The sequence below is a fragment of the Mesorhizobium sp. CA4 genome (assembly GCF_020165075.1).
GTDB lineage: Bacteria > Pseudomonadota > Alphaproteobacteria > Rhizobiales > Rhizobiaceae > Mesorhizobium.
Window position 1 is genome coordinate 180,063 of sequence record NZ_JAIUHK010000004.1, and the last position, 18,207, is coordinate 198,269.

The following is an 18,207-nucleotide window of genomic DNA, read 5'->3' on the forward strand; positions in this document are numbered from 1 at the left end:
TGCCGACGCTCGCTCACATTCCGAGCACCGGTCTGGCCGATGCCCAAGGCGGTCGTCCCCCGCCTGAAAGCTGCTTTAAGCGGCCGACTGCTCGGCAAGCTTCTTGGCGATCTGCTTCTTGAGCAGACGCGCGCGCTGCGACAGTTCCTTGACGTCGGCCTTGGCCAGGAAGGCGTCGAGGCCGCCGCGATGCTCGACCGAACGCAGCGCGTTGGCCGAAATGCGCAGGCGAACATTCTGGTTCAGCGCTTCGGAAATCAGCGTCACATTGACCAGGTTCGGCAGGAAGCGACGCTTGGTCTTGTTGTTGGCGTGGCTCACATTGTTGCCAGTCTGGACTGCCTTGGCAGTGAGTTCGCAGGTGCGGGACATCTTGTCTAACCTTCAGTTTCTAAACCTGCCAAACCATTCTGCCCGCGCCAGGCGGCGCGCGGTATCGGTCAGGCGGCCTTTGGAAAAGTTGGCGTTGCATAGTGGCATTTCACCACTGCGTCAAGCTCCGGGACGCAGCCAGGCGTCATCCGCGCTCCATATAAAGGCCGGATTTCACACTATAAGCCGTTCGCGAAGGGATATGCCAGGCTGGAGCCGTTGCGTTCCGGCCGAACCGCCAGGGATTCGCCAGCCGCCATGCTCCGTCCATCTCATGCATTCGCAGCCCTGCTTGCCCTTGCCGTGCCGGCAACGAGCTTCGCCGCCGCGGCGCCGCAGTCCTTCAGGGGCGAGTATACGGTGTCCTATCTCGGCCTTTCGATCGCCAGGGCGACTTTCTCCAGCCATTATGAGGGCAACAGCTATGCCATCGACGGCACTGTCTCGGCCGCCGGCCTCGGCAAGCTGTTCGACGATACGAAAGGCAGGATTTCCTCGAAAGGCACGATCTCCGGCAAGCAGATGCAGCCGCGGGCATTCAGGGCCGATTACACGTCCGGCAAGAAGGCCTCGGTGGTCGATATCCGTTTCAACAATGGCGCCGTCACCTCCACACAAGTCATTCCCCCGCCAAAGAAGCGCGACCCCAAGGACTGGGTGCCGATCGGCGCTGGCGACCTGAAATCGGTGCTCGATCCCATGGCCGCGACCGTCATCCATGCCGACAGCCCGGACAAGGTCTGCGGGCGCACAGTCAAATTCTACGACGGTGAGATGCGCGCCGATCTGACCTTGACCTATGCGTCCAAGGGTTCGATCTCGGTGCCCGGCTACAAGGGTGATACGGTGACCTGCAAAATGGGCTTCGAGCCGGTGGCGGGTTATCGCAAGGGCCGCAAAGCATTGAATTTTCTCAAGAACGAGAGCCGCATGCTGGTGACGTTTGCGCCGCTCGGCCAATCCGGCGTATATGCGCCAATCCGCGCCACGGTCGGGACGCAGATCGGTCCGCTGACCATCAGCGCGCGACGGTTCGAGGCGGTAAATTAGGTCAGGCGCCACCGCGCGCCGGTGGGGGAAATATGGGGCGCGCAACACTGATCGGGTTTTCGGCGGTCGCCATGTGGGCACTGCTGGCGCTGCTCACGGACGCCTCGGGCCAGGTGCCTCCGTTCCTGCTTTCGGCCATCACCTTCGCCATCGGCACCTGCGTCGGGCTCGCCGCCCGGCTGGTGATGCCGGCCGCCGACAGAAGCCAGAAGATCCCTCCACAGGTCTGGGTGATCGGCATAGCCGGGCTGTTCGGCTATCATTTCTTCTACTTCACGGCGCTGCGCAATGCGCCGGCTGTCGAGGCGAGCCTGATCGCCTATCTGTGGCCGCTGCTGATCGTGCTAGGCTCGGCGCTGATGCCGGGCGAGCGGCTTGCCTGGAACCATGTCGTCGGCGCGCTGCTCGGCCTTGCCGGCACGTTCCTGATCGTCACCAAGGGCGGCGGGCTGGCCTTCGACGCGCGTTATGCCTTCGGCTACGCGATGGCCGCCGTCTGCGCGCTGTTGTGGTCTTCCTATTCGCTCTTGTCACGGCGCTTCCCATCGGTGCGGACCTCGATCGTCACCTGGTTCTGCGCCGCGACGTCGGTGCTGTCGCTGGCCTGCCACCTGCTGCTTGAGAAGACGGTGCTGCCGGATGGTCCTGGACAGTGGCTGGCCGTTATCGGGCTCGGCCTGATGCCGGTGGGCGCGGCGTTCTACGCCTGGGACATCGGCGTCAAGCGCGGCAACATCCAGGTGCTGGGCGCGGCGAGCTATGCCGCGCCGCTTCTGTCGACGCTGGTGCTGATCGCGGCCGGCGTCGCCGAGCCGTCGCTGCGTATTCTGGCGGCCTGCGTGCTCATCACCGGTGGCGCCGCGCTCGCGGCGAAGTCGCTGCTGATGCGCAAGCCGGCCGCCAAGGAGATCAACGCATGATGCCGTTTTCCGGCGGCATCGAGGCCAACGCCAATGCAACGCTGCTGTTCTCGTTCGTCGCGGCCTTGATCTACGCCTTTGCGCTCGACATGCCGCCGAAATGGACGCGCACGGCGGCAAAGACGCTTGCCGTGGCTTTGCTGGCCGTGCTTGCCGCCATGCAGGGCGGTCCACTGCTGTTGGTCGCGGCTCTGGGCTTAAGCGCCATCGGCGACGCCTTGCTGTCGCGCGACGGCGAAAAGGCCTTTCTCGGCGGGCTGGCGAGCTTTCTCGCCGGCCACATCGCCTATGTCGCGCTGTTCGCGCAGGCGGGCGGCGGGCTCGGCCTGTTGAGCGCCGAATCCTGGCGGGGCGCGATTGCGCTCGCCATGGCTGCATTCAGCGTCGTCATGCTTGCCGCGCTCTGGCGCCGCGTCGGCCCGCAACTGCGCGCGCCCGTGGTCGTCTATGTCGCGGCCATCCTCGCCATGGGCGTTTCGGCGCTCACCACGGGGAACGATTGGGTGATCGCCGGCGCGGTGCTGTTCATCGCCTCCGACGGGCTGCTGGCAACCGAGCGCTTCCTGCTCGCGGCGATCTCGCCGCATCGCGTGTGGACGCGCTATGCAGTCTGGGTGCTTTACTACGCCGCCCAGCTGGCGATCACGCTAGGTTTTTTGGTCAGTTAAGCGATTTTCGGCTGCCAGCCCGGCTCGGCCAGCTCGAAGGCGGCGAAATCGAAGCCCGGCGCCACGGTGCAGCCGACCAGCGTCCATTCGCCGAGGCTGCGCGCCGACTGCCACCAGCCGGCCGGCACGACGATCTGCGGCCGCTCGCCGGCGGCAAGGGCCGTGCCAAGCACCTGCTCGATGACACTGCCCGCGCCTTCCTCATGCATCGACAGCGCCAGCGGCGCGCCGGCATAAAAATGCCAGACCTCGGCCGCATCCTTCACCCGGTGCCAGGCCGAAAGCTGGCCCTGCTCGAGCAGGAAATAGATCGCGGTCGAATGACCGCGCGGGCCGCCCGCGGCGTCGCGAAACATCTCGGCGTACCAGCCGCCCTCGGGATGTGGGTGAAGGCCTAGCGTTGCGATGATCTCGGCGGCGCTGGTGGTCATTCGTATTCTTTGCCTTGTCCAAAACCGCTGCGCATTTTTGAGCGACATGCGTCAAAAATTGTCCTTGCGCTTGCGGATCTCGGCGAACACTTCCGAGTCCGAGGCTTTCTCCATGCCGAGATGCTTGCGGATCGCCGGGTCGTGCCAACGCAGGAACGGGTTGGTCGACAACTCCTCTCCGATGGTCGTCGGCAATGTCGGCTTGTTATCGGAGCGCAGCGCTTCGATCCTCGCCGCGCGCTGCTTCAGCGCCGGGTTGGTCGGATCGACCGTCACCGCGAAACGGGCATTGGCCAAGGTGTATTCGTGGCCGCAATAGATGGCGGTTTCGGCCGGCAGCGCCGCCAGCTTCTTCAAAGAGTCATACATGATCGGCGGCTTGCATTCGAACAGGCGGCCGCAACCCAACGCAAACAGCGTGTCGGCGGTGAAAGCCACCTTCGAGGCCGGCAGATAGTAGGAGACGTGGCCGGCGGTATGGCCGGGTGTCTCGATGACCTCGATTCGTTCCTCGCCAAGGCGCAGGACCGAGCCCTGGCTGACCGTCTCGTCTATGCCGGGGATTTTCGCCTTTTCCGCTTCCGGGCCGACAATGCGCAATTTGAAGCGTTCCTTCAGCGCCAGATTGGCTTCGACATGGTCGGCGTGGTGGTGCGTGGTGAGGATCAAAGTCGGCGTCCAGCCGGTGCGCTTGATCGCCGCCAGGATCGGCGCCTCTTCCGGCGCGTCGATGATCGCCGTTTGTCCGCTTTTCGGATCATGGACCAGCACGCCGAAATTGTCGGTGCGGCACATGAACTGCTCGATTTCGACCGGCATCGCATGTCCTCCATTTGTCGTCGCAGACATAGGGCGAGCGGCGGCCGATGTCATCCGGGTTTATCGGATTTGGCGCCTTTGTTGAACTTGGCAGGCTTCACAGCTACCGTCCCGAGCATGCATTCGGATATCGTCGATCTGCGCTCCTTCTACTCGTCCACGCTCGGCCGCCTGGCAGAGCATTCGATCACCATGGCGCTGTCGTCCATATGGGCGACCGTGCCCAACGAGCGGCTGGTCGGCCTCGGCTACACGCTGCCTTGGCTGGAGCGCTTCGGCACAGATGCCGAGCGCGTCTTCGCCTTCATGCCGGCTACGCAGGGCGCGGTGGTGTGGCCGGCATCGGGGCCGGCGGCGACGGCGCTGGTCTTCGACGAGGAGCTGCCGCTGGTCGATTCCTGCATCGACCGCATGCTCCTGGTGCACTCGCTCGAACATGCCGAAAATCCGCGCGAGACACTGAACGAAATCTGGCGCGTGCTGTCGCCGGCGGGCAGGGTCGTCATCGTCGTGCCCAACCGGCGCGGCGTATGGGCGCGGTTCGAGCACACGCCCTTCGGCAACGGCCGGCCGTTCTCGCGCGGCCAGTTGACCGAATTGCTGCGCGAGGCGAACTTCACCCCAGCGAGCTGGAGCGATGCGCTGTTCTTCCCGCCGTCGCCGCGGCGTTTCCTGATGCGGTTCCACAATGTGCTTGAAAAGGCCGGCCGGCGTTTTTGGCCGATCTTTTCCGGCGTCATCGTCGTCGAGGCGCAAAAGCGGCTCTATCAGGGCGTACCGGTGGTGCAGCGCGCCTCTCGCCGCGTCTTCGTGCCGGTCTTCTCGCCGCAGGGGGCAACGCGGCTTGGCCGGCATGCGATTGACGGCGCGCCTGGCCAAGTGACGCGTTCGTGATCGCCGCCGCGCCTTGTATCGCGCGGCAATCGTCACCCTATCTGAGGCATGCCCGATCTAAGGCATGCCCGCTTGGCGCGGTAATCATGACCGCGGCGGAAACCAGGAATATCCTTCATGGACGACCAGACCAATAAAAAGCCGGGGCCGCAGAAACCCGTTGTCTCGGTGGAGGCGAGCAGCCTCGCCGACCAGGTGGCCACGACCAAGCTGGGGCTGAAATCCTCGCCGGTGCGCAGGCAACTTGTCTGGGTCTCCGTCGGTATTATCGCGGTCATCGTCGCCACAGCGATCGGACAGGTCCTGCTCAACCGCTGGAACCAGCCTTTCTACGATGCGCTGGCCCGGCGCGACATGACGGCCTTCCTGCACCAGCTTCTGGTCTTCGCGATGATCGCCGGCGGCCTTCTGGTGCTCAATATCGGCCAGACCTGGTTAAACCAGATGATCCGTCTGAGGCTGCGCGAGGCGCTGACGCTCGACCTGATCGACCAATGGATGCGCCCGGCGCGGGCATTCCGGCTGGCCAATGCCGGCGCCATCGGCGTCAATCCCGACCAGCGCATGCAGCAGGATGCTGCTCACTTGTCGGATCTGTCGACGGATCTCGGCGTCGGCCTGCTGCAGTCCTTCATCCTGCTTGTCTCCTTCATCGGCGTGCTGTGGGAGCTGTCTTCCGGCTTCGTGTTCCACATAGGCGGCCATTCACTGGCGATACCGGGCTATATGGTCTGGGCGGCCTTCCTATACGCCGGCATCGCCTCCTGGCTGAGCTGGCTGGTCGGGCGTCCGCTGATAGGCCTCAACAGCGAGCGCTATACCCGCGAAGCGGAGCTGCGCTCCTCCATGGTGCGGGTCAACGAGAATGTCGACGCGATCGCGCTCTACCATGGCGAGCCCGACGCCCGGCGCCGGCTGGAGCTTGACCTCGGCGCGGTGCTGGGCGCCATGCGGCGCATCTTTACCGCGCAGATCAACCTGTCCTGGGTGACCGACACCTATGGCTGGATAACGGTGGTGGCGCCCATCCTGGTGGCTTCGCCGGTCTATTTCTCGGGCGACATCTCATTCGGCGGGCTGATGATGGCGGTCGGCGCCTTCAACCAGGTCCATTCGTCGCTGCGCTGGTTCATCAACAATATCGGCAGCATCGCGGATTGGCGCGCGACACTGATGCGCGTGGCCGATTTCCGCATCGCGCTCACCGAGACCGATGCGCTGCACCACAAGGAAAAACGCATCCAGTTCGTCGAAAACGCCAATGGCAGCCTGACCTTCGACAGGCTCGAAGTGGCTTCGCCCGAAGGCTGCACCAAGCTTGCCCAGACGGAGGTCGAGATCCACGCCGGAGAGCGTGTCATGATCACCGGCGAGCCGAGCGCCGGCAAGACATTGTTCTTCCGCGCCATTGCCGGCCTGTGGCCATGGGGGAGCGGCCGGATCGGCCTGCCGGCCGGCGAGACCCCCATTTTCGTTCCCCGCGTGCCGTACTTCCCGGCCGGCACGTTGCGCGAGGTCCTCGACCATCCGAACGGCGAGGCCCCGGCCAGCGATGCCGAGATCGCGGCGGTGCTCGAGGAGGTCGGTCTCGATCACCTGGCAACGGCCCTTGACCGTCCCGGACGCTGGGAACGCGAACTCGGCGATGACGAACAACGGGCGCTCGCTTTCGCCAGGCTCGCTTTGCGCAAGCCGAAATGGGTGATCATCGACGAAGCGCTCGACGCGTTCGACGGCCCGACCCTGCGGCGCGTGCTGGCCATGCTGCAGAAGCGTCTGCCCGAAACCGCGATCGTCAATATCGGGCGCGGTCAGCACAATACTCAGTTTTTTCCGCGCTCGCTGAACATCGTCAAGGATTCCGGCGCGCCGGCGCTGAAACCCGTGCGCGTCAGGGCCGGGGCGATCGAACCGCCGCCTCCGGCGGCGCTCCGCAAGAAGGAACCCACTGAAGCCTGAACGAATTCCAGGAAAGTGTGGGTAGCGCAATCGCGTCAAAAAACGCCGAGAGCGGCACCCACTTACTGCGCGGAATTGGGCGGCAGCCGCTTGCGTCACAGAACATGAGGCATGTTTCGGCTTCAACTTCACGACCGCAGCTCATCAACGGCTAATTCGCTGATCCTGCCCAAGTCATCACGCCTGAGTAATCAGAGCCACAGCGCGGGAACGGGCCTTGGCCGATAGATCCAAAATCGTAGCTTGGGAGTTGGTCACCGCCGCAACCGGCCATTCGGCCATAATTCTGCGCATATTGCTGACGAGCAAGCTTTCGCTGGCCTCTTCGATCGAATACGCGAGCGGCCACCCAATACGATCGAGGATCGGCTTAACCTTGCCCGTTCCCCTGACTTGGTCGATGGCGACGACCGGCTTACCTTTCGATAAACCATAGAGCGCCCCGTGCAGACGCGTTGTAAGGATAAGGTCGACGGTCTCGAACTGCCTCTCGATCTCTACCGCTTCGTTGCCGGGCCGCAACACCGTGTCGATCGGTTCAGTCTCGAAATCGAACATTTCGGAGAGCTGCAACAAGAGCTTCTCGGCCTTGGCCCATTCCGCCATGCCCTTGCCATAGTCCTGCTGAGAGCCGCGGAAGCAGAGCCCGACCTTCAGCCGTTTGCCCGCCGAGGGTGTGGTGCAGGGCTGTGAGCAGGAAATGGCGAGATCGAAGGACGGCTTGGGCAGGCCATCACGCGCCAATATGGCATCGAAACGTGCTGCTATGTCCGGGTGCCTGGAAATGACGCTAACCCCAACGGCGATCTTCCTTGCTTTCCGGTGCACAGCAAGCAAGTCAGCAAGTTGATCGCCGGGAAGGATGGGACCGCAGACGAAAACCAGGGTTTCTATCTCGCGGCGCACGTCGAATAGGTCGCCTGTCTGCCGGTGGTTCGCAATTCCGAGCGCCGGATGGCTGAGTACGTCATGATCATGGCCAACTTGACGTAGCGCCGACGAAAGGTTGTCCACCGCATGCAGATCGCCCACGGTCGCACCGCCGCCGCCTTCGAAACTTCCCCACCAGACCAGCGTGGTGGGCGAGGCGGTCGTGTGCCTTGACACTCGGTGACGGCGCAAGAAGGATCGACATTTGCTGCTGAGCAACGACATAGATTTGAGTTTCTTCTAAAACGAATTAAGAAAGCCGCTTTTTAAGAGGGCAGCGCGCGCCCCGTCGTTAAAGAAAAGTGCGAAGGCAGGCAACATGGCGGCCCCCGCGGTGAACATGCTCTGGATCGGCGACAAACTCGGCCGCATCGAGTTGCTTTCGATCGCTTCATGGCTCACTTGTGGGCACGCCGTACGGCTCCACGTCTATCAACCGCTTGCTAACGTGCCTTCAGAGGTCGATCTCGCCGACGGCGAACTCACTGTTCCTTTTGCTGAGATGAAGCGGCTTCGCCACAACAAGACCGGTTCCTACGCCCTCGCCTCCGACTATTTTCGATATCGGCTACAGCTGACTGCTGGCGGGTTGTGGTCCGACCTCGACGTGGTTTGCCTCAAGCCAGTGAATATCGACGGCGGTTGCCTGTTCGGCCTTGAGGATGAAACCCTCATCAACGGTGCTATCCTTTATCTCGATTCCGACATGCCAATGACGGCCGAGTTGGAGAGCCTATTTCGCGTCAATTATTTCCCTCCCTGGACGCGGATGCGGCGGGCGCGCAAGGCCCGGCTGAAGCGCTTCCTCGGCCTTCCGGTGCGGCCGGCAGACCTACCTTGGGGTACCTATGGCCCGGGCGCCCTAACGGCGCTGGCGCACAAGTATGGCCTGTTCGAGTTGGCGCTGCCGAGGGAAGTCTTCTATCCCCTCCATTTCGGCCAAGCTCGAGCCATCTATGATCCCGCATTCTCGCTGAATGCAGTGTTGCGCGAGGGGACACGCACCTTGCATCTCTGGAACGAAAACCTCCGAGATTTGAAACATATGCCTCCGCCGGCCGGTTCGCCGCTCGCGAAGCTTTATGCCGATTTTGGCGTCTGACAGGGTTTGTTGCGATGCCGGGCGGCGGCTATCCTGTCGCGCACGATCTTCGTGTTTGCTGCGGCACGGCTGCGATCGCCTGTCTCGTGCCAAATATGCAGCACCTCCGTCGCCCAGGCGCCGGAACGCCGAATGATACCCCTATCTTGCATGCGGAAGACGAAATCTATGTCCTCCGAACCCCAACCAATGAACGTCTCGTCGAAGCCGCCGACACAAATGGCGTCGCTTTTCCAACACGCTAGATTGCAGCCCTTGATCCGCCGCCAGACGAAGGAGCGATAATCCCGCAGTCTTCCGGACGGCAGGCGCACGAACAGCGCAACAACTTTAGAGATACCGCCATTGAGCCGATGACCGAGAATATTTCGACGGAAGACTTGATAGTCCCACTTTCCTTCAGCCAATAAATGATTGCTGAGCTCTCGGCCAAGCAGAATGCGGCTACCGGTGACCAAGTGGTTTGGTTCGGCGAGCGCGAGATGCTGGGCTACGAAATCCGGCTGCAGGATGCAGTCGCCATCGATGAAGATCAAATAGGCGCCGCTGGCCTCTGCGATGGCCTTGTTGAGAATTGCGCAACGGCGAAACCCGGTGTCTTCCTGCCACACATGCCTGACCGGGAATGGCGCCGAGTGAGCAAAGGCTTCAATCATCTCGGCGGTATCGGGACGCGACCCATCGTCGGCTACGATGATCTCGAAACGGCGCTCAGTCTGGCAGGCGAGCGACTGTAGCGTCAGCCGCAGGGCCTCCGGCCAGTTGTAGGTGTTGACGATTATCGATAAGGACGGGACTTTGGACAGAGTCATGAATATGTCCGCGCGCAAAAGTACCTCGGCCTGTTGCCACAAGCGCGAAAGTCCCGGATATTCATCCTCACGCCTTCGTCTCGAAATGGTTGTTCGACCCGATTCTATTATAAAGAAGAGGCGATTCTGTCACTAGATTCTGTCATTACAAGTGTTGGCCCATAAACCCGGAGCCGATGCTTCGCACAGCTTCTCGCTAAGCCACCGGTCATCGCCTCAGCAGGAACACTGCCTGCTGGCCAAAAAAATTCCAGAACCACCAGGGCATCGACAGGCCTATCTTCTGGCCGTTGGCGTCGAGCGCGGTCGCCTTCTCGACAGTCGCGCCAAGCTCCTCGCACAGATTGACGAAGTCGCGGATGGTGCAGAAGTGGATGTTGGGCGTGTCGTACCAGGAGTAGGGCAGGTCCTTGGTGACCGGCATCCTGCCCTTGATCAGCAGCGAAAAGCGCACGCGCCAATGGCCGAAATTGGGGAAGGAGACGATGGCGCGGTTGCCGATCCGAAGCAGCTCGTCGAGCACGACCTTCGGGTTGCGCGTCGCCTGCAGCGTCTGCGAGAGCACGACGAAGTCGAAGCCCTTGTCGGCGTAGAATTTCAGATCCGTGTCGGCGTCGCCCTGGATGACCGATAGCCCGCGCGCCACGCATTCGTTGACGCCGCGCTGCGACAGTTCCAGCCCGCGGCCGTCGACCTGCTTGGTCGCCTGCAACAGTTCCAGAAGCACGCCGTCGCCCGAGCCGACATCAAGCACGCGCGAATTGGGCGGGATGAGATCGGTGACGACTTCGAGGTCGACACGCTGGGCGCGATTGACGCTCATGGCTTCGCCTCCAGCATGGCGCATGATCCCCGCGCGAGAAGCTTGCAACTTTTTGCGTTCGCTGACCTTCGGTTCGGGGTCATGCGCTGAGCCCCCGGGCGCGGGCGGCGGAGGCGATGAAGCCGTTGATGGCCGCGAACAGCTCCGGCTCATCGAGCAGAAAAGCGTCGTGGCCGCGGTCGGTCTCGATCTCGACGAAGGAGACGGAAGCGCCCGCCGCGTTCAAGGCATGCACGATCGAGCGGCTCTCCTCGGTCGGAAACAGCCAGTCGCTGGTGAAGGAAACCAGGCAAAAGCGCGTCTTGGTTCCGGCGAAGGCGTCGGCGAGGCGCCCGCCGTGATCTGCGGCAAGGTCGAAATAGTCCATCGCGCGGGTCAGATAGAGGTAGGAATTGGCGTCGAAGCGGTCGACGAAGGTCATGCCCTGGTGGCGCAGATAGCTCTCGATCTGGAAATCGGCGTCGAAGCCGAAAGTCAGCGCCTCGCGGTCCTGCAAATTGCGGCCGAACTTGCGGTGGAGTGCTGCTTCCGAAAGATAGGTGATGTGGGCGGCCATACGCGCGACGGCGAGGCCCTTTTCCGGCCGCTGGCCGAAATCGAGATATTTGCCGCCATGCCAGTCGGGATCAGCCATGACGGCCTGCCGTCCGACCTCATGGAAGGCGATGTTCTGCGAGGAATGGCGGGCGCCGGTGGCGATCGGCAGGGCGCAGAACACGCGCTCCGGATAGCTTGCGGCCCATTCCAGCACCTGCATGCCGCCCATCGAGCCGCCAAGCACGCAAAACAGCTTTTCGATGCCGAAATGATCGATGAGCATCGCCTGCGCGCGCACCATGTCGCGGATGGTGATGATCGGCAGGTCGAGCCCGTAGGGCTTGCCAGTCGCCGGATTGGTCGAGGCCGGGCCGGTCGAGCCGAGGCAGCCGCCGACGACGTTGGAGCAGATGACGAAGAAACGGTTGGTGTCGATGATCTTGCCAGGGCCGATCAGCACCTCCCACCAGCCCGGCTTGCCGGTCACCGGATTGGTGTTGGCGACGTGCTGGTCGCCGGTCAGCGCATGGCAGACGAGGATGGCATTGGAGCGCGCGTCGTTGAGCGTGCCGTAAGTCTGGTAGGCGATCTGGAAAGGCGAGAGCAGCGTGCCGGCGTCGAGCTTCAGCGGCTTATCCGGGCCGAACTGCAGCACCGGGCTCGACGGATGGTCGACCTCGTCCTTGGTTCTTGCAGCGCGCTGAGCGGCCATGTCCGTCCTCATCCTGTGGCCGCACCGGTTTCGTCCCGACGCGGTGTCCGGCCGGCGGCGGACAACAAAAAACCGGCATTGCCGTCGCAAAGCCGGTTACAGGTTGCAAACGGCCCTTTAGCGAGTTGTTTAACGTGGCTGCAAGCCGACCGGCCAAATCACCACGGAAGTCTGGCAGACCTTCTAGGACCAGCGCCGCGCTTCGTCAACGGGTAGCCTCTCTCGCAGGCGCCGGCACTCGACATTCCTGCCTGTGGCCTGTATTTCCGCTGCGGCCTTGGAGGCCTTCTCGACGGATTTGTGACATGAAGCAGGATCAGCCCCGTCCGACGCCCCGCGCGGGCATCATGGACATCGAGGCCTATGTGCCGGGAAAAAGCACCGCGCCGGCCGGCGTGACGAAAGTCTACAAGCTGTCGTCGAACGAAAACCCGCTCGGGCCCTCGCCGAAGGCGATCGAGGCCGCGCGCGAGGTGGCGGCGAAGCTCGACGTCTATCCCGACGGCACCGCCCGCCGGCTGCGCGAGGCGATCGCCGAAGTGCATGGGCTGAACCCGGCCAACATCATTTGCTCCAACGGCTCCGACGAGATCCTTGGCCTGCTGGCGCAGACCTATCTCGCGCCGGGTGACGAAGCCATGTTCACCGAACACGCGTTCATGGTCTACAAGATCTACATCCAGGCGGCAGGCGCCAAGCCGGTGGCGGTGAAGGAGACCGACGAGCGCGCCGACATCGATGCGATCCTTGCCGCGGTGACCCCGGCGACGCGGATCGTGTTCCTCGCCAATCCCAACAATCCGACAGGCACCTATGTGCCGTTCCAGGAGGTGCGCCGGCTGCACGCGGCATTGCCGAAGAACGTGCTCCTGGTGCTCGACGCGGCCTATGCCGAATATGTGCGGCGCAACGACTACGAGGCCGGCATCGAGCTGGCGGGCAGCTCCGAAAACGTGGTGATGACCCGCACCTTCTCCAAGCTCGGCCTCGGCGGCGCGCGTATCGGCTGGATGTATGGGCCGGCGCATATCGTCGATGCGATCAACCGCGTGCGCGGCCCCTTCAACGTCAACGCGACCGCGATCGAGGCGGGCATCGCCGCGATCCGCGACCGTGCCCATATCGAACGCAGCGTGGCGCATAATGAGAAATGGCTGGCCTGGCTCAGCGCTGAGCTGACCGGGGTTGGCCTGCGTGTCACGCCCAGCGTCGGCAATTTCGTGCTGATCCATTTTCCCGACAGCAAGAGACATTCGGCGGCGGCCGCGGACGATTATCTGAGCGCGCGCGGCTATATCCTGCGCCGCGTCACCGGCTACGGCTTCCCCAACGCGCTGCGCATGAGCGTCGGCACCGAGGAAGCCAATCGCGGCGTTATCGATGCGCTGAAGACCTTCCTGAAAAGCTAGAACACTATGGCATCACCGATGTTCGAGAAAATAGCGCTGGTCGGCATCGGCCTTATCGGCTCGTCGCTTGCCCGCGTCGTCCGCCGCGAGGGTCTGGCGCGCCATATCGCCATCGCGACGCGCAGCGCTTCGACGCTGAAGCGCGCCGAGGAGCTTGGCCTTGGCGATTCCTACAGCACGGATGCTCGCGAAGCCGTGCGCGACGCTGATCTCGTCATCGTCTCGGTTCCGGTCGGCTCGTCCGGCGAGGTGGCGGCCGAGATCGCGCCGGCGCTGAAGAAGGGCGCCATCCTCACCGATGTCGGCTCGACCAAGGCCTCGGTGATCGCGCAGATCGAGCCGCATGTGCCGGAAGGCGTGCACTTCATCCCCGGACATCCGCTGGCAGGCACGGAAAAGTCCGGGCCCGATGCCGGCTTTGCCGATCTCTTCGAGAATCGCTGGTGCATCTTCACGCCGCTGCCGGGCACCGATCCCGCCGCGCTCGAGACGCTTTCGGAATTCTGGCGGCGCTGCGGCTCCAACATCGATACGATGGACCCGCAGCATCACGACATGACGCTCGCGATCGTGTCGCATCTGCCGCATATCATCGCCTACAACATCGTCGGCACGGCGGACGATCTGGAAGCGGTGACCAAGAGCGAAGTCATCAAATATTCCGCCTCCGGTTTCCGCGACTTCACTCGTCTTGCCGCCTCCGACCCGACCATGTGGCGGGACGTATGCCTGCACAACAAAGATGCGATCCTGGAGATGCTGGCGCGTTTCTCGGAGGATCTGGCCTCGCTGCAGCGGGCGATCCGGTGGGGCGACGGCGAGAAGCTGTTCGACCTCTTCACCCGCACCCGTGCCATCCGCCGCTCGATCATCGAGGCCGGCCAGGATATCGATGTGCCGGATTTCGGCCGGCAGGCCGTCGAGCACCCCAAAGGGAACTGATCTTCAAGTGAGGCCGGTCTGCAAACGGCGGCTCCCTGCGCTTCCGGTGCTCACGTACTTCAAGTACGCTCCGCTCCGGTTCTCGGGACCCACCGTTTTCGACACGGCCTGACCTGAATCTCAGCTCCCTTTGCCTTCTCGGGCTGGCGGCCAGTGCGCCGCCATCATGGCCAGCGTTTCGGCCCGATACGGCGCGCCGAGGCGGCCGCCGAAGCGCAGGCATTTGAGCGCCGCGGCAGCGCTGGCAAAGCGCAAGGCTTCCTCCATTGGCATCGCCTCGGCAAGGCCAACGGCGAAGGCGCCGTGGAAGACGTCGCCGGCGGCGAGCGTATCAATCGCCTTGACCTTCGGCGTCTCGACATGGCGCACGCGCTTGGTCGCCCGGTCGTGCCACCAGGTCCCGGCGGCGCCGCCGGTCACCGCGACAAAGGCGTCGGTGCGCGAGGCGAGGTCGGCGCAGGCGCTTTCGGGATCGAGCGCATGACCGCAGACGATGCGCGCCGCCGGTTCCGAGGCGACGATATGCGAGGCCAATGGCAAGAGCCGCTCCAGCACCTCGACTGGCGCGGTGTCGGCGTCCAGGATCGCCGGACGGCCGATCGATCTGGCCGCGCCCAGGGCAAGCGCCGCAGCGCCCGGCCAGCGGACATCCACCAGCACGGCGTCGAAGCCGGAAAGATCGGCAAGCGGCAGCGCCTCGGGATCGGCTTGCGCCTTTTTGTCGTAGAAGGGGACGATGATGCGCTCGCCATGCGCATCGACCACGATCGCGGCCAGCGCCGATCGCGCGCCGGGAATGCGGCGGATAAGGCTGCAGTCGACGCCTTCGGCTTGAATGTCGGCGATCAGCTGGTCGCCGACAGGATCGTCGCCCGCGCTTGCCCATAGCGAGACTTCGGCGCCGAGGCGATGTGCGGCACAGGCGGCGCTCGTCGCCATGCCGGAGGCGATCTGGACGCCGTCGCTGGCGATGAACTTGCCCTGATGCGCTGGCAGTGCCTCGACGCGAAGGATGGTGTCGAGGGTGAAGGCGCCGACGCTGAGCAGTCTGACCGGCTTCGCCATCGTTGCGTTACTCAAGCGGCTTGATCTTGCCGAGCGGGATGAAGCCGAGCGAAGCCTTGCCCTTGACGATCTTGAGCGGCAAGGACGGTTCCTTGCCAAGCATGGCAATGGCAGAAAAACCCTGCTTGATTTCGCTTTTATGCTCGGGAACCGCGCCGGCAAGGATAGATGCTACCGCCTTTGGGTTGTTGAGCTTGATCGTCAGATCCCCGTTGACCAGTCCTTCCGCATCCACGGAGACAGGTCCGGACACGGTGATGCGCGCCGTGCCGGACGACAGGTCGAGCCTGGCAATCTGGATCGACTGGCCGCGCAGGCTCTTCGGGGGTGCGGCGATCAGCGCCACGCCGTTCTTCAGCGTTACGTCGCCGCTGCCGTCCAGCGCCGGCAGAACGCGTCCGTCGATGGCATCCGCGTTGATCTCCAGATCGCCGAAGCTGCCGATGTAATTGATGTCCTGGCCGGCCGGCTGCAACTGGCCGGCCGCCTTGCCGGCGCTGAACAATTGCATCGGATCCGTGTCGTCCTGCGGATCGGTCTGACCGTTCAGGCCTTCGGCCCACAGCGAGACACTCCGCGGCAGCGGCCACCACACTTTGACATTGGCTTGCAGCTGGTCCCAGTCGATCCAAAGCGGCGGCATGCCGGGCGCCATCGTCCTTAGAGGCCCGCGCAGGTCGGCGACCGGCGACAGCGGTCCGGTGATCCCGGCGACGGCGTTGAAGCTTCCGGTGGAGGCCGCAACCTTCCGGGCGTCGTCCTCATAGGCGATGTTGTCGCAGGAAACCGTGAAGCTCATCGGATAGCCGCTGACGGTGAGGTTGGCGCAGCCGGCGGCGATCCCCTTGCTGCCCAGCCTCGCCACCGCCTCGTCGGCCTCGGTCTTGAGCCTGTCGGCGAGATAGAACCAGCCGCCGCTGTAGATGGCGAACAGCACGAGGATGAACGCCGCGAGCCAGAACAGCCGGCGGCGAAGTTTGGGCGATCGCTCGTCACTTGACGTCATGCTGCGGCTCTCGTTAACCCCGGCGAGCGGGCATTTACCAATACGCAAACAAACGGGGACAGAAGAAGCACCTTGGCGGTGCGGTGTCGTTCACTCGAATGCGATCAGGCTTGGCGATATGGGCGATTTTTGGGTTTTTGGCTATGGGTCGCTGATCTGGCGGCCCGGATTTGCCCATGTCGAGACGCGCCGCGCCCGGCTCTACGGCTATCGCCGCTCGCTTTGCGTCTATTCCTTCGTGCATCGCGGCACGCGCGCGCGGCCGGGCCTGGTGCTCGGCCTCGACCGGGGCGGTTCTTGCATCGGCCTCGCCTACCGTGTTCCCGGCAATCTGCGCGACGAGGTGCTTTCCTATCTGCGCGAGCGCGAGCTGGTCACCAGCGTCTATCTCGAACGCATTCTCGATGTCCGGCTGGATGGCGGAGGCTCGGTCGATGCGGTCGCCTACACCGTCGACCGCCAGCATGAGCAGTATGCCGGCGCGCTCGATGCCGATCATGCGGCAAGGATCGTTCGCGGCGCCGTCGGCCAATCCGGCCGAAACGAGGACTATGTCTTGAGCACGCTCGAGCACCTCGAGGCGCTCGGCATCCGCGATCATTGGCTGGAGGAGGTGGGCCGTCGGGTCGCGTCTTCGTGAAGCGCTGGTCCGATCAAAAAACAAAACCCTGCCTTTGACCTCGGCCAGCCACGACCTAGCTTAGCGGCATCCCATCCTTGGGCGTCAGGCCCGTTCCAGCATCACGGAGATCAGTCTTGCAGAAACGTCGTCTCGGTCGCACCGACCTTTCCATCGCGCCGCTGGTCCTGGGCGGCAACGTCTTCGGCTGGACGGCCGATGAGAAGACCTCCTTCGACCTGCTCGACCGGTTCGTCGCTGCCGGCTTCAATGCCATCGATACGGCCGATGCCTATTCGCGCTGGGTGCCGGGCAACAAGGGCGGCGAATCGGAAACCATCATCGGTAATTGGATGAAGAGCCGCGGCAATCGGGACAAGGTCATCGTCATCACCAAGGTCGGCTCCGACATGGGCCAGGGCAAACGCGACCTCTCCGCTGCCTATATCGAAAAGGCGGTCGAGGCGTCGCTGAAGCGGTTGCAGGTCGACGTCATCGACCTCTATCTGTCGCACTGGCCGGACCCGGCCACGCCTTACGAAGAAACGCTCGGCGCCTATCAGCGTCTGCTCGAAAAGGGCAAGATCCGCTATCCCGGCTGCTCCAACCTCGATGCCGGCCAGCTGCGCGCCGCGCTCGACGTCGCCAGCTTGCGCAGCCTGCCGCGCTACGAGGTTCTCCAGCCTGAATACAATTTGTACGACCGCTCGTCGCTCGACGGACCGCTGCTCGACCTCTGCAAGGCGGAGGATATCGGCGTCATCACCTATTTCAGCCTGGCAAAGGGATTCCTGAGCGGCAAATACCGCAGCAAGGCCGATCTCGGCCAGAGCGCGCGCGGCGAAGACGTCGCCGAATATCTCAACGAGCGCGGCATGCGCATCCTTTCCGCGCTCGATGCCGTGGCCGAGCGCCATTCGGCCAAGCAGGCGGAAGTGGCGCTGGCCTGGATCATCGCGCGGCCGGGCGTCATCGCGCCGATCGCCAGCGCCACCACGCCGGCCCAGATGGACAGTCTGATCCGCGCCGCATCGCTCAAGCTTTCGGCCGACGATATCGCGGCATTGGACCGGGCCAGCGCCTGAGACGGGCGCTGCGCACGAACGTCCAAGACGGCCATGACGATCCCTCCTAAGT

At 63.6% G+C, this 18,207-nt stretch carries 19 protein-coding genes and 1 riboswitch; of the genes, 10 read left to right on the forward strand and 9 right to left on the reverse strand.

The window, feature by feature from the left end; all coding sequences use genetic code 11:
• Positions 1–75 precede the first annotated feature (75 nt).
• Positions 76–372 (reverse strand): 50S ribosomal protein L28, encoded by a 297-nt coding sequence (rpmB, locus tag LB528_RS05225; RefSeq protein WP_095767449.1) that lies wholly within the window; start codon positions 370–372, stop codon positions 76–78.
• Positions 373–630: 258 nt separating this feature from the next.
• Between rpmB and LB528_RS05230 the strand changes: the two genes are divergently transcribed.
• From LB528_RS05230 to LB528_RS05240, 3 genes are read left to right on the forward strand one after another with little or no spacing between them, the layout of a single operon-like run.
• On the forward strand, positions 631–1,422 hold the full coding sequence (locus LB528_RS05230) for a DUF3108 domain-containing protein (RefSeq protein WP_224714057.1): 792 nt from the start codon (positions 631–633) through the stop codon (positions 1,420–1,422).
• Between the two features lie 32 nt (positions 1,423–1,454).
• Positions 1,455–2,342: a DMT family transporter gene (locus LB528_RS05235; protein WP_224714058.1), complete on the forward strand. Its 888-nt coding sequence runs from the start codon at positions 1,455–1,457 to the stop codon at positions 2,340–2,342.
• The gene (locus LB528_RS05240) at positions 2,339–3,010 is read left to right on the forward strand and encodes a lysoplasmalogenase (protein WP_224714059.1); all 672 of its coding nucleotides are present in this window, start codon (positions 2,339–2,341) and stop codon (positions 3,008–3,010) included. The genes LB528_RS05235 and LB528_RS05240 overlap by 4 nt, the downstream gene beginning before the upstream one ends.
• On the opposite strand, the gene LB528_RS05245 is transcribed toward LB528_RS05240, so the two are convergent.
• Entirely contained in the window at positions 3,007–3,441 is a 435-nt protein-coding gene (locus LB528_RS05245) for a cupin domain-containing protein (protein ID WP_224714060.1), read from the reverse strand. The genes LB528_RS05240 and LB528_RS05245 overlap by 4 nt on opposite strands.
• A 51-nt stretch (positions 3,442–3,492) precedes the next feature.
• Positions 3,493–4,260 (reverse strand): hydroxyacylglutathione hydrolase, encoded by a 768-nt coding sequence (gloB, locus tag LB528_RS05250; RefSeq protein WP_224714061.1) that lies wholly within the window; start codon positions 4,258–4,260, stop codon positions 3,493–3,495.
• A 117-nt stretch (positions 4,261–4,377) separates the two neighbouring features.
• On the opposite strand from gloB, the gene LB528_RS05255 reads away from it, so the two are divergent.
• Positions 4,378–5,154: a class I SAM-dependent methyltransferase gene (locus LB528_RS05255; protein WP_224714062.1), complete on the forward strand. Its 777-nt coding sequence runs from the start codon at positions 4,378–4,380 to the stop codon at positions 5,152–5,154.
• Between the two features lie 117 nt (positions 5,155–5,271).
• Positions 5,272–7,113 carry an ABC transporter ATP-binding protein/permease gene (locus tag LB528_RS05260; protein ID WP_224714063.1) on the forward strand — a complete coding sequence of 614 codons (1,842 nt, stop codon included), beginning with the start codon at positions 5,272–5,274 and terminating at the stop codon, positions 7,111–7,113.
• Positions 7,114–7,290: 177 nt separating this feature from the next.
• Here the strand turns inward: LB528_RS05260 and LB528_RS05265 are convergent, their stop codons facing one another.
• Positions 7,291–8,268, reverse strand: a complete 978-nt coding sequence (locus LB528_RS05265) for a polysaccharide pyruvyl transferase family protein (protein ID WP_224714064.1) — start codon at positions 8,266–8,268, stop codon at positions 7,291–7,293.
• 94 nt (positions 8,269–8,362) lie between these two features.
• Between LB528_RS05265 and LB528_RS05270 the strand changes: the two genes are divergently transcribed.
• Positions 8,363–9,145 (forward strand): glycosyltransferase, encoded by a 783-nt coding sequence (locus tag LB528_RS05270; RefSeq protein ID WP_224714065.1) that lies wholly within the window; start codon positions 8,363–8,365, stop codon positions 9,143–9,145.
• Here the strand turns inward: LB528_RS05270 and LB528_RS05275 are convergent.
• The 3 genes from LB528_RS05275 to metX form a co-directional block, all read right to left on the reverse strand.
• Positions 9,124–9,957, reverse strand: coding sequence for a glycosyltransferase family 2 protein (locus tag LB528_RS05275; protein ID WP_224714066.1), 834 nt, complete (start codon positions 9,955–9,957; stop codon positions 9,124–9,126). The two genes, LB528_RS05270 and LB528_RS05275, sit on opposite strands and share 22 nt — an antisense overlap.
• 208 nt (positions 9,958–10,165) lie before the next feature.
• Complete coding sequence (gene metW / locus LB528_RS05280; RefSeq protein WP_224516586.1) at positions 10,166–10,780, reverse strand: methionine biosynthesis protein MetW; 615 nt, start codon at positions 10,778–10,780, stop codon at positions 10,166–10,168.
• Between the two features lie 79 nt (positions 10,781–10,859).
• Positions 10,860–12,029, reverse strand: coding sequence for a homoserine O-acetyltransferase MetX (gene metX / locus LB528_RS05285; RefSeq protein ID WP_224714067.1), 1,170 nt, complete (start codon positions 12,027–12,029; stop codon positions 10,860–10,862).
• A 97-nt stretch (positions 12,030–12,126) separates the two neighbouring features.
• A riboswitch (SAM riboswitch) is annotated at positions 12,127–12,204 on the reverse strand.
• A gap of 130 nt (positions 12,205–12,334) precedes the next feature.
• Here metX and hisC point away from each other — a divergent pair.
• Positions 12,335–13,438: a histidinol-phosphate transaminase gene (gene hisC / locus LB528_RS05290; protein WP_224516588.1), complete on the forward strand. Its 1,104-nt coding sequence runs from the start codon at positions 12,335–12,337 to the stop codon at positions 13,436–13,438.
• 6 nt (positions 13,439–13,444) lie between these two features.
• Entirely contained in the window at positions 13,445–14,380 is a 936-nt protein-coding gene (locus LB528_RS05295) for a prephenate/arogenate dehydrogenase family protein (protein WP_224516589.1), read from the forward strand.
• Positions 14,381–14,500: 120 nt separating this feature from the next.
• Here LB528_RS05295 and LB528_RS05300 read toward each other — a convergent pair whose 3' ends face one another.
• Positions 14,501–15,445: a sugar kinase gene (locus LB528_RS05300; protein ID WP_224714110.1), complete on the reverse strand. Its 945-nt coding sequence runs from the start codon at positions 15,443–15,445 to the stop codon at positions 14,501–14,503.
• Between the two features lie 7 nt (positions 15,446–15,452).
• Complete coding sequence (locus LB528_RS05305; protein WP_224714068.1) at positions 15,453–16,451, reverse strand: DUF2125 domain-containing protein; 999 nt, start codon at positions 16,449–16,451, stop codon at positions 15,453–15,455.
• A gap of 118 nt (positions 16,452–16,569) precedes the next feature.
• On the opposite strand from LB528_RS05305, the gene LB528_RS05310 reads away from it, so the two are divergent.
• Positions 16,570–17,091 carry a gamma-glutamylcyclotransferase gene (locus tag LB528_RS05310; RefSeq protein ID WP_224714069.1) on the forward strand — a complete coding sequence of 174 codons (522 nt, stop codon included), beginning with the start codon at positions 16,570–16,572 and terminating at the stop codon, positions 17,089–17,091.
• A 116-nt stretch (positions 17,092–17,207) separates the two neighbouring features.
• On the forward strand, positions 17,208–18,155 hold the full coding sequence (locus LB528_RS05315; RefSeq protein WP_224714070.1) for an aldo/keto reductase: 948 nt from the start codon (positions 17,208–17,210) through the stop codon (positions 18,153–18,155).
• Positions 18,156–18,207: the final 52 nt, after the last annotated feature.

Excerpts from the sequence above, each read along its gene's own strand:
- rpmB (WP_095767449.1), bottom strand. The coding sequence starts at position 372 with ATGTCCCGCACCTGCGAACTCACTGCCAAGGCAGTCCAGACTGGCAAC.
- LB528_RS05230 (WP_224714057.1), top strand. The coding sequence starts at position 631 with ATGCTCCGTCCATCTCATGCATTCGCAGCCCTGCTTGCCCTTGCCGTG.
- LB528_RS05235 (WP_224714058.1), top strand. The coding sequence starts at position 1,455 with ATGGGGCGCGCAACACTGATCGGGTTTTCGGCGGTCGCCATGTGGGCA.
- LB528_RS05240 (WP_224714059.1), top strand. The coding sequence starts at position 2,339 with ATGATGCCGTTTTCCGGCGGCATCGAGGCCAACGCCAATGCAACGCTG.
- LB528_RS05245 (WP_224714060.1), bottom strand. The coding sequence starts at position 3,441 with ATGACCACCAGCGCCGCCGAGATCATCGCAACGCTAGGCCTTCACCCA.
- gloB (WP_224714061.1), bottom strand. The coding sequence starts at position 4,260 with ATGCCGGTCGAAATCGAGCAGTTCATGTGCCGCACCGACAATTTCGGC.
- LB528_RS05255 (WP_224714062.1), top strand. The coding sequence starts at position 4,378 with ATGCATTCGGATATCGTCGATCTGCGCTCCTTCTACTCGTCCACGCTC.
- LB528_RS05260 (WP_224714063.1), top strand. The coding sequence starts at position 5,272 with ATGGACGACCAGACCAATAAAAAGCCGGGGCCGCAGAAACCCGTTGTC.
- LB528_RS05265 (WP_224714064.1), bottom strand. The coding sequence starts at position 8,268 with ATGTCGTTGCTCAGCAGCAAATGTCGATCCTTCTTGCGCCGTCACCGA.
- LB528_RS05270 (WP_224714065.1), top strand. The coding sequence starts at position 8,363 with ATGGCGGCCCCCGCGGTGAACATGCTCTGGATCGGCGACAAACTCGGC.
- LB528_RS05275 (WP_224714066.1), bottom strand. The coding sequence starts at position 9,957 with ATGACTCTGTCCAAAGTCCCGTCCTTATCGATAATCGTCAACACCTAC.
- metW (WP_224516586.1), bottom strand. The coding sequence starts at position 10,780 with ATGAGCGTCAATCGCGCCCAGCGTGTCGACCTCGAAGTCGTCACCGAT.
- metX (WP_224714067.1), bottom strand. The coding sequence starts at position 12,029 with ATGGCCGCTCAGCGCGCTGCAAGAACCAAGGACGAGGTCGACCATCCG.
- hisC (WP_224516588.1), top strand. The coding sequence starts at position 12,335 with ATGAAGCAGGATCAGCCCCGTCCGACGCCCCGCGCGGGCATCATGGAC.
- LB528_RS05295 (WP_224516589.1), top strand. The coding sequence starts at position 13,445 with ATGGCATCACCGATGTTCGAGAAAATAGCGCTGGTCGGCATCGGCCTT.
- LB528_RS05300 (WP_224714110.1), bottom strand. The coding sequence starts at position 15,445 with ATGGCGAAGCCGGTCAGACTGCTCAGCGTCGGCGCCTTCACCCTCGAC.
- LB528_RS05305 (WP_224714068.1), bottom strand. The coding sequence starts at position 16,451 with ATGACGTCAAGTGACGAGCGATCGCCCAAACTTCGCCGCCGGCTGTTC.
- LB528_RS05310 (WP_224714069.1), top strand. The coding sequence starts at position 16,570 with ATGGGCGATTTTTGGGTTTTTGGCTATGGGTCGCTGATCTGGCGGCCC.